The organism is Micromonospora sp. NPDC050417 (assembly GCF_044458865.1).
Lineage (GTDB): Bacteria > Actinomycetota > Actinomycetes > Mycobacteriales > Micromonosporaceae > Micromonospora_G.
Genome location: NZ_JBITIH010000017.1, coordinates 67050 through 81707 on the forward strand (window position 1 = coordinate 67050; position 14658 = coordinate 81707).

At 73.4% G+C, this 14658-nt stretch carries 12 protein-coding genes and 1 riboswitch; of the genes, 10 read left to right on the forward strand and 2 right to left on the reverse strand.

Going from position 1 to position 14658, the window contains the following annotated elements; translation table 11 throughout:
- The first annotated feature begins 51 nt into the window (after positions 1-51).
- Positions 52-942, forward strand: coding sequence for an SMP-30/gluconolactonase/LRE family protein (locus tag ACIBF5_RS22015; protein ID WP_396814451.1), 891 nt, complete (start codon positions 52-54; stop codon positions 940-942).
- A gap of 61 nt (positions 943-1003) precedes the next feature.
- Here the strand turns inward: ACIBF5_RS22015 and ACIBF5_RS22020 are convergent, their stop codons facing one another.
- Positions 1004-1549: a hypothetical protein gene (locus ACIBF5_RS22020; RefSeq protein ID WP_396814453.1), complete on the reverse strand. Its 546-nt coding sequence runs from the start codon at positions 1547-1549 to the stop codon at positions 1004-1006.
- A gap of 174 nt (positions 1550-1723) precedes the next feature.
- A riboswitch (cobalamin riboswitch) is annotated at positions 1724-1849 on the forward strand.
- Positions 1850-1933: 84 nt separating this feature from the next.
- Between ACIBF5_RS22020 and ACIBF5_RS22025 the strand changes: the two genes are divergently transcribed.
- From ACIBF5_RS22025 to cobM, 7 genes are all read left to right on the forward strand, one after another.
- Positions 1934-3925, forward strand: coding sequence for a VWA domain-containing protein (locus tag ACIBF5_RS22025; RefSeq protein WP_396814455.1), 1992 nt, complete (start codon positions 1934-1936; stop codon positions 3923-3925).
- Between the two features lies 1 nt (position 3926).
- A complete protein-coding gene (cobO, locus tag ACIBF5_RS22030) occupies positions 3927-4529 on the forward strand; it encodes a cob(I)yrinic acid a,c-diamide adenosyltransferase (RefSeq protein ID WP_396814457.1) in 603 nt (200 codons plus the stop codon).
- Positions 4523-5872 carry a cobyrinate a,c-diamide synthase gene (locus ACIBF5_RS22035; RefSeq protein ID WP_396814459.1) on the forward strand — a complete coding sequence of 450 codons (1350 nt, stop codon included), beginning with the start codon at positions 4523-4525 and terminating at the stop codon, positions 5870-5872. The genes cobO and ACIBF5_RS22035 overlap by 7 nt, the downstream gene beginning before the upstream one ends.
- Positions 5863-6279, forward strand: coding sequence for a cobalamin biosynthesis protein (locus ACIBF5_RS22040; RefSeq protein ID WP_396814461.1), 417 nt, complete (start codon positions 5863-5865; stop codon positions 6277-6279). Before ACIBF5_RS22035 ends, ACIBF5_RS22040 begins: the two co-directional genes overlap by 10 nt.
- 110 nt (positions 6280-6389) lie before the next feature.
- Entirely contained in the window at positions 6390-6842 is a 453-nt protein-coding gene (locus ACIBF5_RS22045) for a pyridoxamine 5'-phosphate oxidase family protein (RefSeq protein WP_396814463.1), read from the forward strand.
- Complete coding sequence (cbiE, locus tag ACIBF5_RS22050) at positions 6835-8109, forward strand: precorrin-6y C5,15-methyltransferase (decarboxylating) subunit CbiE (protein WP_396814465.1); 1275 nt, start codon at positions 6835-6837, stop codon at positions 8107-8109. The genes ACIBF5_RS22045 and cbiE overlap by 8 nt, the downstream gene beginning before the upstream one ends.
- A complete protein-coding gene (cobM, locus tag ACIBF5_RS22055) occupies positions 8106-8849 on the forward strand; it encodes a precorrin-4 C(11)-methyltransferase (protein WP_396814467.1) in 744 nt (247 codons plus the stop codon). The genes cbiE and cobM overlap by 4 nt, the downstream gene beginning before the upstream one ends.
- Before the next feature lie 55 nt (positions 8850-8904).
- On the opposite strand, the gene ACIBF5_RS22060 is transcribed toward cobM, so the two are convergent.
- Positions 8905-9993: a cobalt-precorrin-5B (C(1))-methyltransferase gene (locus ACIBF5_RS22060; RefSeq protein ID WP_396814469.1), complete on the reverse strand. Its 1089-nt coding sequence runs from the start codon at positions 9991-9993 to the stop codon at positions 8905-8907.
- Positions 9994-10040: 47 nt separating this feature from the next.
- Between ACIBF5_RS22060 and ACIBF5_RS22065 the strand changes: the two genes are divergently transcribed.
- Together ACIBF5_RS22065 and ACIBF5_RS22070 are read left to right on the forward strand one after the other, a co-directional pair.
- Entirely contained in the window at positions 10041-10802 is a 762-nt protein-coding gene (locus tag ACIBF5_RS22065) for a cobalt-precorrin-6A reductase (protein ID WP_396814471.1), read from the forward strand.
- 509 nt (positions 10803-11311) lie between these two features.
- Positions 11312-14656 carry a BTAD domain-containing putative transcriptional regulator gene (locus tag ACIBF5_RS22070; protein WP_396814473.1) on the forward strand — a complete coding sequence of 1115 codons (3345 nt, stop codon included), beginning with the start codon at positions 11312-11314 and terminating at the stop codon, positions 14654-14656.
- Positions 14657-14658 lie beyond the last annotated feature (2 nt).

The following is a 14658-nucleotide window of genomic DNA, read 5'->3' on the forward strand; positions in this document are numbered from 1 at the left end:
GGCCCGGCCGTGCTGACAGTTGTGCCACTGCCACCACCCCAGGAGGAGACGATGCGGCTCACCGCGCCGACCGCGTGGAGCGACGACCGGTTCGAACTGGGCGAGGGTGCCCGCTGGGTGGAGGACCGGCTGGTCCTGGTCGACCTGCTCGCCGGTCGGCTCTACGAGACCACCGGTGACGCCCCGGCACCGCTGCGCGAGTCACGCCGGCTGGGCGCGCCGCTCGGTGCGGTGGCACCGGTCGCCGGACGACCGGGTGACTGGATCGCCGCGACCGGCACCGGCCTCGCCGAGCTGACCGGCGCCGACGGCGTCCGTCAACTCGTCGACCTGGAGAGCGGCAACCCGTCGCCGGCCCGGATGAACGACGGTGTCGCCGATCCGCACGGCCGGTTCTGGGCCGGCAGCATGGCGTACGACACCACCCCGGGCGCCGGCACCCTCTACCGGTACGACAGCACCGGCACGACTCCCGTGGTCACCGGGCTGACGATCACCAACGGGCCGGCGTTCGACGCCGCCGGCACCACGATGTACCTGGCCGACACCGCCCGGGGCGAGGTCGACCGGTTCACCGTCGACCCGGCCACCGGGGCGCTCTCCGGTCGTACCCCGTTCCTGCGGCTGGCCGGGGCCGAGGGTGCACCCGACGGCATGACCGTCGACGCCGCCGGTCACCTCTGGGTGGCCCTCTGGGGCGGGTACGCGGTCCGCCGCTACCGCCCGGACGGCACCCTCGACCGCGAGCTGCCCCTGCCGGCGGCCCAGCCCACCAGCGTCTGCCTCGGCGGTCCCGGGCTGCGTCGGCTCTTCGTCACCACCGCCCACCTCGGCCTCGACCCGCGTGGCCCGCTTGACGGCGCCCTGCTCGCCGTGGACGTCGAGGTCCCCGGAGCCCCGGCCCAGTCGGTTGATCGGGACATCGAGGACATCCGATTCTGATCCCGTACCGAGCGCCTGGCTGTGGCGGTGGTTCCGGCTCTCCACCAACCGGCTGGTTCGCTCAGTCCTTCGGCGAGTGCGCGGTGAGCCAGTCCATGACCTCCGGGTCGAACCGGATACGCCGCAGGACACGTCCGCTACGGCGAAACCCCAGTCCAGTCTTGAACCGGACTCCGCTCTGGTGTCGGACGGTGACCAGTGCACTGCTGTCGATGCTCGACATGAACGGCAAGCGCGGCGACAGCCAACCGTTGCCGTACACCAGCGCGACACAGCGGTTGCCGGGCAGTTGTCCCTCCACATCCCGGTCGAACGCGCCGGCCCGGTGAATGTCATCGCGGTACCGATAGCCGTCCAGCGATCCACGGGGCGCCCGCCGTACCAGCACCTCGTCGTCGCCGCTGCCCGCGCCGGTAGGCAGGATCAGCCACAGCTCCTGAACGCCTCCGGTGCGGCTCCAGCGTCGGGAAATCTCCCGGACCGCCACCCGCACCAGCGCGACGGTGTCCCGCTGAACGTCGGCCGGAAGGTCGTCACGCCGTGTGTAGCTCCGGGTGACACCCGGTGCACGGGGTGCGGGATCAGCACCCGGTCCGATCATGCTCACCGTGCCAGCGTGACTCACCGACGTCGAACCTGGCAAACAGCTTGCCGCCTACCACAGGGCGTCGCGAGCCCGACGGGGATACTGGCTGAAGCCAGTCGTTCCTGCGGGTCGCGGTGCTCACGTTGACGGCGGGCCGGTCGGTGGGACAGCATGGCGCAACGAGAGCGGTGCGCGGAGGAACCCGGTGTGAGTCCGGGGCGGTCCCGCCACTGTGACCGGGGAGTGACCTCTCACGTACGGGCCACGGCCGAAAGGGCCGGAAGGTCGAGGGGAAGCGTCGATCCGGGAGTCAGGAGACTCCGACCGCTCGCACCACCCAGCCAACGCGGGCGTGGACACCCGTGGAAGGGACATGAGCATGGCTTCTGCGCGCCTGAGTGGGCGATGACCCCGCCGTACCCGTTCTCCGCCGTCGTCGGCCTGGCCGAACTGCGACTGGCCCTGCTCCTCAACGCGGTCTCCCCGGCAATCGGCGGGGTGCTGGTCAGGGGCGAGAAGGGCACCGCGAAGTCGACCATCGTCCGGGCCCTCGCCGCGCTGCTGCCCGACGTCGACGTGGTCCCCGGCTGCCGGTTCGCCTGCGACCCGGCCAACCCCGACGGCGACTGCCCGGACGGCCCGCACGAGCCGGGGGCGGCGGCCACACGACGCCGCGCCACCCTGGTCGAGTTGCCGGTCGGCGCCACGGAGGACCGGGTCGTCGGCACCCTGGACCTGCAACGCGCCCTCGCCGACGGCGTCAAGGCGTACGAGCCGGGACTGCTCGCCGCCGCCCACCGTGGCGTGCTCTACGTCGACGAGGTCAACCTGCTCCCGGACCACCTGGTCGACCTGCTGCTCGACGCCGCCGCGATGGGCCGGGCACACGTCGAACGGGACGGGGTCTCGGTCAAGCACGCCGCCCGCTTCCTGCTCGTCGGCACGATGAACCCGGAGGAGGGCGAACCCCGCCCCCAGTTGGTGGACCGGTTCGGGCTGGTGGTCGCGGTGGCCGCACCCCGCGAAGCGCCCGCCCGCGCCGAGGTGGTGCGCCGCCGGCTCGCGTACGAGACCGACCCGGTGGGCTTCGCGGCGCGCTGGGTGCAGGAGGACGCGGTACTCGCCCGGAGGATCGCCGGCGCCCGGTTGCGGCTGCCCTCGGTGCGGCTGCCCGACACCGAACTGGACCGGATCGCGACGATCTGCCTGGAGTACGGGGTCGACGGGCTCCGCGCCGACATCGTGGTCGCCCGGACCGCCGTGGCGCTGGCCGCCTGGCACGACCGGGACGTGGTGACCGCTGACGACGTCGCCGCAGCCGCCCGGCTGGCGCTGCCACACCGTCGTCGCCGGGATCCGCTCGACCCGCCCGGCACCGACCAGGACAAGCTTGAGGAACTGCTCCGCGAACACGGCGACGACGACCCGGAGCCGGAACCACCGACCGGACCGGACGACGGCCCCGACGACAGCCCGCCGAACGGCCCCGACGCCGGCCCGCCGCCGGGCGGAGGCGACCACGGGCCGGACGGTCCGAGCCGGCACGACACCCCGGACGGGCCACCCGCGCCGGAGCCGGCGAGCCCGGACCAGCAGCCCGCACCGGAGCGACAGCCGGAGCAGTCGAACGCCGGCAGCCCACCACCGGTCGCCGCGACGCAGCCGTACCGGACCCGGCCCCTGGTGGTACGCGGCCGCGGCACCGGCGCGCACACCGGCCGCCGCTCCCCGTCGTACGCCCGACGGGGCCGGGTGGTCGGCGCCCGGCTGCCGGCCGGCCGGGTGACCAGCCTGCACCTGCCCGCCACCCTGCTCGCCACGGCCCGCCGCGGCGCCCGCGTGGTCACCCCCGGGGACCTACGCGAGGCGGTGCACGTCGGACGCGAGGCGAACCTGGTGCTCTTCGTCGTCGACGCCTCCGGTTCGATGGCGGCCCGGCGTCGGATGCGGGTGGTGAAGACCGCCGTCCTCTCCCTGCTGCGTGACGCCTACCAGCGGCGCGACAAGATCGGCATGATCACGTTCCGGGGGACCGGGGCGAGTACGGTGCTGGAGCCGACGGCGAGCCACGAGGTCGGTGTGCTGCGCCTGGCCGAACTGCGCACCGGCGGCCGGACTCCGCTCGCCGCCGGGCTGCGCCAGGCCGCGCGGACCCTCGACAGCGAACGGCGCCGTGACCCGCGCCGTCGCCCCCTGCTGGTCGTCGTCACCGACGGCCGGGCGACCAGCGGGCCGGACCCGCTGACCGTCCTGCCCGCCCTCGGGGACGTCGCCTCGGTGGTCGTCGACTGCGAGTCCGGGCCGATCCGGCTCGGACTGGCCCGGCGGCTCGCCACCGCCCTGGCCGCCGACTGCGTCCCGCTGGACGCGCTGCACACTCTCGGAAAGGCGGCCTGACATGCCCCAGGGCAAGCCGGAACAGGTACCCGACGACGGTCTGACCACACGCGCCCGGCGCCGCCAGCCGGTCCTGGCCGTCCACACCGGTCAGGGCAAGGGCAAGTCGACCGCCGCGTTCGGGATGGCGCTGCGGGCGTGGAGCGCGGGCTGGCCGATCGCCGTCTTCCAGTTCGTGAAGAGTCCGAAGTGGAAGGTCGGCGAGGAGACCGCCCTGCGTACCCTCGGCGAGAGCGGCCAGGGCGGCAACGTGGTCTGGCACAAGATGGGCGAGGGCTGGTCCTGGATCCAACGCCCCGGCACCGAGCGTGACCACGCGGTCGAGGCAGCCGAGGGCTGGGCCCAGATCAAGCGGGATCTCGCCGCCGAGGCGTACCGCTTCTACGTGCTGGACGAGTTCACCTACCCGATCAAGTGGGGCTGGATCGACATCGCGGACGTGGTCACCACGCTGCGCGACCGGCCCGGCAACCAGCACGTGGTGATCACCGGCCGGGACGCCCATCCGGACCTGGTCGACCTCGCCGACCTGGTCACCGAGATGACCAAGGTCAAGCACCCGATGGACGCCGGCCGTAAGGGCCAGCAGGGCATCGAGTGGTGAACGTACCCCGACTGGTCATCGCGGCACCGGCCTCCGGCCACGGCAAGACCACCGTCGCGACCGGCCTGCTCGCCGCGTTCGCCGCGCGTGGCGTACGGGTGGCCGGCTTCAAGGTCGGCCCGGACTACATCGACCCCGGTTACCACACCCTGGCGGCAGGTCGGCCGGGGCGGAATCTCGACCCGGTGATGGTCGGTGAGGAACTCGTCGGGCCGCTCTTCGCGCACGGCGCCACCGGGGCCGACCTCGCCGTGGTCGAAGGCGTGATGGGCCTCTACGACGGTCGCGTCGGCGCGGGTGACTTCGGCTCCACCGCCCACGTCGCGGCCCTGCTCGACGCGCCGGTGCTGTTGGTCGTCGACGCCTCCGCGCAGGCACGCTCGGTCGCCGCCCTGGTGCACGGCTTCCGGTCGTTCGGCTCGGCCGCGACCGGGGCGGTCCGGATCGCCGGCGTCCTGCTCAACCGGGTCGGCTCCGACCGGCACGAGCAGTTGCTCCGGGACGCCTGCGCCGAGGTCGGCACGCCGGTGCTGGGCGTACTACGCCGGCACGCGGTGATCGCCGCCCCCTCCCGCCACCTGGGCCTGGTGCCGGCGGTGGAGCGGCGGGCCGAGGCGCTCGAATCGGTGGCCGCGTTGGCGAGCCTGATCAGCGAGAGTGTGGACCTGGATGGCGTCCTGGCGGTCGCCCGCAGCGCGCCGCCGCTCTCCGCGAGCGCCTGGGAGCCCCCGACGGCCGAGGTCGCCGGGGCCCGCCCGGTGGTCGCGATCGCCGGTGGACCGGCGTTCAGCTTCGGATACGCCGAAACCACCGAACTCCTGCGCGCCGCCGGCGCCGAGGTGGCCGTGGTCGACCCGCTGCACGACGAACAGTTGCCGGCCGGCACCGCAGCCCTGGTGGTGGGCGGCGGGTTCCCCGAGGTCTACGCCGAACAGCTCACCGCCAACGCGCCGCTACGCGCCGAGGTGGCCCGGCTCGCCGCGACCGGGGCGCCGATCGCCGCCGAGTGTGCCGGCCTGCTCTGGCTCAGCCGGAGCCTGGACGGTGCGCCGATGTGCGGGGTGCTCGACGCGGAGGCGGTGATGACCGACCGGCTCACCCTGGGCTACCGGGACGCGGTCGCGCTGAACGACAGCGTGCTCGCCCCGACCGGCACCCGGGTCACCGGGCACGAGTTCCACCGCACCACCGTCACCCCCCGAGCCGGTACGGCACCGGCCTGGGCCTGGCGGGACGCCGCTCCCGAGGGCTTCGTCTCCGGCGGCGTGCACGCCTCGTACCTGCACCTGCACTGGGCCGGAACACCGTCCCTGGCCCGGAACCTGGTGGCCGCGTGTCGCTGATCGTCGGCGTCGGTGCCCGGCCGGGCGTGGACACCGACGAACTCGACGCCCTGGTCGGTGCGGCGCTCACCGCGATCGGGCTGGCGCCGGAGCGGGTGGTCGCGCTGGCCACGGTCGACCGCCGGGTGGTCGAACCGGGCGTGGTCGAGGTCGCCGCCCGACGGGGTTGGCCACTGGCCGGCTATCCGGCGCTGGAACTGGCCCGGGAGGCGGTGCCGCACCCGTCGGCGCTGGTACGCGCGGCAACCGGTACGCCGAGCGTGGCCGAGGCCGCCGCGCTGCGCGCCGTACGGGACCGGGGCGCCGAGCCGGTCCTGCTGCTGGCGAAGCGGGCCAGCGGTGCCGCCACGGTGGCGGTGGCCGGACCGGTCGGTGACGTGGACGCGTACCGTCACCACGGCGGTTAGCGGCACCCGCGCCACCAGCGCGGACGAGCACCGGCGCTGGCAACGCGAACCAGCACCCCGCGCGTAGCGCGGACGAGCACCACGGGGACCAGCACAGCAAGGAGACACGCATGACCGGGAGCGGCGGCGGCAAGGTGGACCACCGGATCGATCCGGCAGACGGGGAACTCGCCCAGTTCTGGCGGGAGCGGCACCTCTGCACCCTCACCACCCTCCGCGCCGACGGTACGCCGCACGTGGTGCCGGTCGGCGCCACCTTCGACGCCGACGCCGGCCTGGCCCGGGTCATCTCCTCACGTACCTCCCGCAAGGTGCTCAACCTCGGCGCCGAGGGTGGCCCGGTGGCGGTCTGCCAGGTCGACGGTCGCCGCTGGTCGACGATCGAGGGGTACGCGGTGGTCCGGGACGACCCCGCGACGGTGGCCGACGCGGAACGCCGTTACGCGCAGCGTTACCGCCAGCCGCGTCCGAACCCGGAGCGAGTGGTCATCGAGATCCGGGTGACCCGCATCCTCGGCAATGTCCGAGCACCCGGCAATGTCCGAGCACCCGGCAATGTCTGAGCACCCAGTGTCCGAGCACGCCGATCGACCGGTGTCGCCCGAGGCCGTGGTCACCGTCGTCGGGATCGGCGCCGACGGCTGGGCCGGGCTGAGCGAACCGGCCCGCGCCGCCGTGCGCTCGGCCGAGGTGCTGCTCGGCAGCGCCCGTCAGCTCGCGCTGCTTCCCGAGCCGGCCGACCTGTCCGGTGCGGGCACCAGCGCGACACGGATCGCCTGGCCGTCGCCGATGCTGCCCGCGCTGCCCGGCCTGCTCGACGCCCACGCCGGTCGGGTGATCGCGGTCCTGGCCAGCGGCGACCCGATGTTCTTCGGGGTGGGCACGACGCTGACCCGGTTGCTCGGACCCGAGCGGGTACGTGTCGTGCCGCACCCGTCGTCGGTCTCGTTCGCCTGCGCCCGGCTCGGCTGGCCGCTCGACGAGGTCGAGGTGGTGAGCCTGGTCGGGCGGGCGGTCGAACGCCTGCACCGCTTCGTACACCCGGGCCGGCGGCTGCTCGTCCTCAGCGCCGACGGGCGCACCCCGGCGGCGGTCGCCGCCCTGCTCACCAGCCGGGGCTACGGCGGGAGCGCGGTGACCGTACTGGAGTCGCTCGGCGGGCCGGACGAGCGGATCCGCGCCGGCACCGCCGCCCGGTGGGACGAAGAGGTCGGCCCGCTCAACATCGTCGCGGCCCACTGCCAGGCCGACCCCGGGGCACCGCCGCGCCCGCCCGTCCCCGGGTTGCCCGACGAGGCGTACGAGCACGACGGTCAGATCACCAAACGTGAGATCCGCGCGGTCACCCTGGCCCGACTCGCGCCCACCCCCGGGCAACTGCTCTGGGACGTCGGTGGCGGTGCCGGCAGCATCGCGATCGAATGGCTCCGTACGCACCCGTCCTGCCGGGCGGTGGCGATCGAACGTGACCCGGTGCGGGCGGACCGGATCGGGGTCAACGCCGCCGCGCTCGGCGTGCCCGAGTTACGTGTCGTACGCGGCGCGGCACCGGAGGCGCTGACCGGGCTGGAAGCACCCGACGCGGTCTTCGTCGGCGGCGGCGTGACCGTCCCCGGTCTGCTCGACCGGTGCTGGCAGGCGCTGCGGCCGGGCGGGCGGCTGGTGGTCAACGCGGTCACCCTGGAGTCGGAACGAACCGTCGGCGACGCGTACGGGCGGCTCGGCGGTGACCTGATCCGGTTGGCGGTCCAGCGGGCGGCGCCGGTTGGCAACTTCACCGGTTGGCGGCCGATGCTGCCGGTGACCCAGTGGACGGTGGCGAAAACATGACGGTCTTCTTCATCGGTGCCGGTCCGGGCGCGGCCGATCTGATCACGGTCCGTGGCCGGGACCGGTTGGCGGCGGCACCGGTCTGCCTCTACGCGGGCAGCCTGGTCCCGCCGGAGTTGCTCGCCTACTGCCCGCCGGACGCCCGGTTGGTCGACACGGCGAACCTGAACCTGGACGAGATCGTGGCCGAGTTGCTCGCCGCGCACCGCGCCGGCCTGGATGTGGCCCGGCTGCACTCCGGTGACCCGTCGGTGTTCAGCGCTGTGGCGGAGCAGATGCGTCGCCTCGACGCGCTCGACATCCCGTACGAGGTGGTGCCCGGCGTCCCCGCCTTCGCGGCGGCGGCGGCGGCGCTGCGTCGGGAGCTGACCGTGCCGGGCGTCGGCCAGACGGTGATCCTGACCCGGACCGCCGCGCGGGCCACCCCGATGCCGGCGGGGGAGGACCTGGCCACGCTCGGCCGTAGCCGCGCGACTCTCGTGCTGCACCTGGCGGTGCAGCGGATCGAGGAGTTGGTGGAGGAACTGGTGCCGAACTACGGCGCCGACTGCCCGGTAGCGGTGGTGGCGCGGGCGAGCCGGGAGGACGAACTGGTGTTGCGGGGCACGCTGGCCGACATCGCCGGGCAGGTCCGGTCGGCGGGGATCGTCCGTACCGCCGTGGTCGTCGTCGGTTCGGTCCTCACCGCCGCCGCGTTTCCGGACAGCCACCTCTACTCGACCGACCGTTGCCGTGCCTGATTCCGTCCCGGGGCGGAGGGGGCGGGCCGGTCAGTCAGCGGAGCCAGCGCACCGGTCAGCGGGTCCGGCCGACGATGGTGCCGGCGCGGTCGATCACCACCACGTCGACGGCCACGTCCGCCCCGCGCAGCACCTCCATCGAGGTGTTCCGGGCCCCGGCGGCCACCAGGTCACCCAAGGGCAGCCCGACCGCCTGACACTGCCGCAGCGCGTCCAGCGCGGTGTTCGCGCCGCGTACCCCCTCGACCAGCGCCGTGTCCGCGCCGGCCTGTGCGACCAGCTCCGCCAGGGCGTGGAAATCCACCTGCGAGCGGCCGGAGTGCAGGTCCAGGTGGCCGTTGGCGAGCTTGGTCAGCTTGCCGATGCCGCCGGCCACGGTGAGCCGGGGAATCGGGTGCCGGCGCAGGTACTTCAGCACCGCGCCAGCGAAGTCACCCATGTCCAGCAGCGCGTCCTCGGGCAGCCCGTACAGTTCTGTGGCGACCCGTTCCGAGGTGCTGCCGGTGCAGGCGGCGACGTGCGGGTGTCCGGCGGCACGCGCCACGTCGATGCCGCGCCGGATGCTGTCGATCCAGGCCGAGCAGGAGTACGGCACCACGATCCCGGTGGTGCCGAGGATGGAGAGCCCGCCGAGGATGCCGAGCCGGGGGTTCCAGGTGTGCCGGGCCAGCTCCTCGCCCCGCTCGACCGAGACCTCCACGAAGACGTCTCCGGTGCCGCCGTGCCGGTCCGCCACCTCCGCCACCGCCCGGCGCATCATCTCCCGGGGGACGGGGTTGATCGCCGGTTCGCCGACCGGCAGGGGCAGGCCCGGCTTCGTCACCGTGCCGACCCCCGGGCCGGCCTGGAACACCACCCCGGCGCCGGCCGGTGCCGGCCGTACGGTGACGTAGACCAGCGCGCCGTGCGTGACGTCGGGGTCGTCTCCGGCGTCCTTCACCACCCCGGCCAGCGCCATCCGGTCGTCCAGTGCCTCCCGGGCCAGCGCGAACGACGGCCGCTGTCCCTTCGGCAGGGTGATCTCCACCGGGTCCGGAAAGGAACCGGTGAGCAGAGCGGTGTACGCGGCGGTGGTGGCCGCGGTGGCGCAGGCACCGGTCGTCCAGCCGTACCGCAGCGGGGTCGACGTCTTGCCGCTGGTCACCGGCCCAGCATGCCGGTCGACCGGAGATCGACGCAGCGGGGGGTCCGATGAGCGGGTTCACCGTGCTCCTGCTCGGCGGCACCGGGGAGGCCCGTCGCCTGGCGTCGCTGCTGGCCCGGGAGCGGCCGGACCTGCGGGTGGTGACCTCGCTCGCCGGCCGGGTGGCCCGACCGGCACTGCCCGACGGGGAGGTCCGGGTCGGTGGGTTCGGCGGGCCGGCGGGGCTGGCCGAGTGGCTGCGCCGGGAGCGGGTCGGCGCGGTGGTCGACGCGACCCACCCGTTCGCCGCCCGGATCAGCACCTCGGCGGTGACCGCCTGTGCGGAGGTCGGGCTGCCGCTGCTGGTCGTACGCCGACCGGGCTGGACCGAGCGGCCCGGTGACGACTGGCGGCGGGTGCCGTCACTGGAGGCCGCCGCCGGGACGATCGCCGGGCTGGGGGAGCGGGTCTTCCTCAGTACCGGGCGGCAGAGCGTCGCCGTCTTCGCCGGGTTGGACCGACACTGGTTCCTGGTTCGCTCGGTGGACCCACCGGACCCGCCGCTGCCACGCCGCCTGGCGGTGGTGTTGGACCGGGGGCCGTTCACCGTCGCCGGTGAGCGGGAGTTGTTGCGCCGGTACGAGATCGAGGTGCTGGTCACCAAGGACAGCGGCGGCACGATGACGGCCGCGAAGCTGGAGGCGGCCCGCGAGTTGGGCCTCCCGGTGGTGTTGGTCGACCGCCCGCCGACCCCTCCCGCCGACCGGGTGGAGCACATCGAGGATGTCGTCTCCTGGCTCTCCACGCTGGGGGCCACCCCGGGTTCGTAGTCGCGCCTGGCCGCGGCTCGTCACCGGGACCTGGAGACCGTGGTGCGATCGTTTCGAGCTGCTGAGGTGCGCCCGCACGCGGCGGTGCTCGCTGGGATACATCGGGCCCGATGATCGCCGATCGTGCCGACCACCGGGCCCGCCCCCGTACCACGTATGTCGCCTGTGGAGCGAAATCGGTGGCTGACAAGGTGGTGGGCCCTGTCACTCCTCCCGTCACCGATCTGAACCAAGAATCCCCTTCGCCACTAAGCGCTTTCGTAGCCGTTGACTGAGCCGTCGACATCCGCCACGGTTCGTTGGGCGGTCTAGGTCCTGTCACTCAGCCGCGGCTATCTCGATCTACGACCGGGGCCTCTGCCCGGCGCGCCGACGAAGGCATCGCTGACCAGCACGATCAGCTTCAGCCCTGGACCGCGAAGCAGCGAACCGGCAGAATCGGCGCCGGCAGATATCACGCCGTGCGGCAAAAGCTGCTGCGGGACTCATCGGCGCGGGAGTGATTTGGTATGGATGCCGCGTCCCGGATCCACGTCGGCGAACTGGTCGCGCACCACCGCCGAAGGGTCGGGCTCACCCAGGACGCGCTGGCGGGGCGCAGCGGCGTCAGCGTCCGGGCACTGCGCGACATCGAGAAGGATCGGGTGCGCCAGCCGCACGCCGACTCGTTGCGGCGGCTGGCGGTGGCACTCGACCTGTCGGCCGCCGACCGGGACGAACTGCTGTCGGCGGCCCGGGTCGAGAGCCGGCCCGGCGGCGACCGCCTCCGGGTCGACGTACTCGGGCCGCTCACGGTGAGCCGTGGCGGCCGGGCGGTCACCTTCGCCACGTCGGCCCAGCGCGGACTGCTCGGAATGCTGGCGTTACGGCTCAACGCGTCGGTCGCCCGCGACGAGATCGTCGAGGTGCTCTGGGGAACCCAGCCGCCCAAGACGGCGGTCACCCAGATCCACATGGCGGTCGGGCAGCTTCGCACGATGCTGGAGCCGGCCCGCGCCCAGCGCTCGCCCGGCGGGGTGATCCAACTCGACCACGCCGGCTACCGGCTGCGCCTCGGCGACGACCAGGTCGACCTCGCCAGCTTCACCGCCATGCTCGCGCGGGCCAGGACGCTGCGGGATCAGCGCCCCGACGAGGCCCTGGACCTGCTCGACCAGTCACTGCTCTGGTGGCGCGGCCCGGTGCTGGCCGACGCCAACCCCCGGCTACGCGACCACCCGGTAGCCGTCGAGGCCGGCCAGCAGCGACTGGCCGCCGCCCTGCTACTGGCCGACATCGCCATCGAGCTACGCCGGTACGAGCGGGCCGTGGCGCCGCTACGTCACCTCGCGCAGGACGCGCCCTACCACGAAGGGGTGCACGCCCGACTGATACTGGCCCTCGCCGGATGCGGTGAGCGGGCCACGGCGCTACGTCTCTTCGCCGAAGTGCGTGACCGCCTGGTCGACGAACTCGGCGTGGAACCGGCCCAGGAGATACGGGCCGCGCACCTGCGGGTACTGCGCGACGAGGTGCCCGAGCGCGACGGCGACCCCGACGGCGACGGGTCACCGGAGGCGGTCCGCGTACCGCGACGCGACGCGTGGGTGGTGCCATCGCTGTTGCCGCCGGACATCGCCGACTTCACCGGCCGGGAGAGGCTGGTCGAAGAGGTGCACACGCTGCTGACCGGCGGCTCGAACGCCCTGATGATCGCGGCCATCGCCGGCATGGGCGGGGTGGGCAAGAGCGCGCTCGCCGTGCACGTGGCGCACCTGGCCGCCACCGCCTACCCCGACGGTCAGCTCTACGTGAACCTGCGTGGCTCAGAGCCACGCCCGCTGGAACCGGGCGAGGTCCTCGCCCGGTTCCTCCGTTCACTGGGCGTCGACAACCGGGCCGTCCCCGACGACGTGGTGGAACGGGCCGCCCTCTACCGCAGCCGGCTCGCCGACCGACGAGTGCTGGTCGTGCTGGACAACGCCGCCTCCGAGGAGCAGATCCGGCCGCTGCTGCCCGGCGCGTCAACCTGTGCGGTACTGGTCACCGGTCGATCCCGGTTGACCGGGGTCGAGGGCGCACGCTGGATCGACCTGGACGTGTTCGACCCGGACAACTCGCTGCGTCTGCTGGGCCGGATCACCGGCGAGCAGCGGGTCGCGTCGGAGCAGGCCGACGCGGCCGAGATCGTACGACTCTGTGGCGGCCTGCCCCTGGCCGTACGGGTCGCGGGCGCCCGTCTCATGGCCCGGCCGGGCTGGCGCCTGGCGTACTTCGCCGGGCTGCTCGCCGACGAACGGCGTCGCCTGGACCGACTGGCCACCGGGGACCTGGAGGTCCGCGCGTCCCTGACGCTGAGCTATCAGGGCCTGCCCGACACGGCCCGGCGGCTGTTCCGGATGCTCGGGCTCTTCACCACGCAGGACTTCCCGCACTGGCTGACGGCCTGCCTACTCGGCATCTCCCTCGACGACGCCACCGAGCACGTCGACGCGCTGGTCGACGCGCAACTGCTGGCGATGTCGGCGCCCGACCGGATCGGGCAGATCCGCTACCGTTTCCATGATCTCGTGCGGCTCTACGCACGGGAGCGCGCCGAGGCCGAGGAGGGCGCCGACGGCTGCGCGGCGGTGCTGGCCCGGGGCCACGGGGCCTGGTTGGCGTTCGCCGAGCGGATGGCAACCGACGTGCCCGGCCCCTGCTACGCGCCGATCCACGGGTCCGCGCCCCGCACCCCGATCGGGTTCGTCACCGACGGGTCCATGCCACGGTTCGAGGCACTGGACTGGTTCGACGCCGAGCGGTCGGCGTTGCGGGCCCTGATCCGCCAGGCCTGCGACCTTGGCCTGGACGAGCTCGCCTTCGGGCTGGCCGGGTGCCTGGAGAAGTACTTCGACATTCGCGGGATGTACGTCGAATGGATCGCCACCAACGAGCTGGTGATCGAAACCTGCCGTCATAACGGCAACCTGCTCGGCGAGGCCGTCATGTTGCGCGGGCTCGTCGACGTACGCACCTGGAACGGCACCCAGGGGGCCGGCGAGGCGATGACGGTGTTGCGGGCGGAGGGAGCCCGGCTGCTGGAGATGTTCTCCAAGCTGGGGGAGCGGCGGGGCATGGCGGATGCCGCCGTCATCTGTTCCTGGGGGCTCACCGCACAGGGCGCCGTCGAGGAGGCGATGGCGATGGCGCAGGACTCGCTCCGTCTCGCCGAGGAGACCGGCCATCTCGGCGGGCAGGCCCGCGCCCATGTCGCGCTCGCGCTCGCGTACAGCGAGCAGACGCGGCTGGAGCGGGTGCTCACCCATCTCCACACGGCCCTGGAGTTGTCTCGCGTACTGGGCAGCTCGCGCTACGAGTCGACCGTGCAGCAGTTTCTGGGCATCGCCTACCGGGAGGCGGGGGATCTCGACTCCAGCCGGAAGGCTCTCGCCGAGTCGCTGGTGATCTCCGGGCGCTACCGTGACCACTACGCCGAGGTGTTGACCATGCTGGCGCTGGCCCGTGTCCACCTACGCGGCGGTGATCCGCGGGCGGCCCGGGAAGCGGCGGCGACCTCCCTCGCGATGGGACGGGAGTACACGATGACCCATCACATCGCGGACGCGCTCCAGGTGCTCGGCGAGGTCGCGCTGGCCCGGGGACGGCCGGACGAGGCGATCACGCACCTGGAGGAGTCGGTGCGGCTGTGGCGAACCCGGGGCTGGCCCTCCTTCCTCGCCGGCGCACTGACGATCACCGGTGCGGCGTACCGGGAGAGTGACCCGTCCACTGCCCGACGCACGTGGACCGAAGCGTTCGATCTGTACACCGGCCTGGGAGACGACACGCGTTCCGGTGACGTCGCCCGGCTACTCCAGGGACTGGGGGACTAGGA

Bases quoted from the DNA above. Each gene is read 5' to 3' on its own strand.
- cbiE (WP_396814465.1), top strand. From the start codon at position 6,835: ATGTCTGAGCACCCAGTGTCCGAGCACGCCGATCGACCGGTGTCGCCC.
- ACIBF5_RS22065 (WP_396814471.1), top strand. From the start codon at position 10,041: ATGAGCGGGTTCACCGTGCTCCTGCTCGGCGGCACCGGGGAGGCCCGT.
- ACIBF5_RS22015 (WP_396814451.1), top strand. From the start codon at position 52: ATGCGGCTCACCGCGCCGACCGCGTGGAGCGACGACCGGTTCGAACTG.
- cobO (WP_396814457.1), top strand. From the start codon at position 3,927: ATGCCCCAGGGCAAGCCGGAACAGGTACCCGACGACGGTCTGACCACA.
- ACIBF5_RS22070 (WP_396814473.1), top strand. From the start codon at position 11,312: ATGGATGCCGCGTCCCGGATCCACGTCGGCGAACTGGTCGCGCACCAC.
- ACIBF5_RS22045 (WP_396814463.1), top strand. From the start codon at position 6,390: ATGACCGGGAGCGGCGGCGGCAAGGTGGACCACCGGATCGATCCGGCA.
- ACIBF5_RS22025 (WP_396814455.1), top strand. From the start codon at position 1,934: ATGACCCCGCCGTACCCGTTCTCCGCCGTCGTCGGCCTGGCCGAACTG.
- cobM (WP_396814467.1), top strand. From the start codon at position 8,106: ATGACGGTCTTCTTCATCGGTGCCGGTCCGGGCGCGGCCGATCTGATC.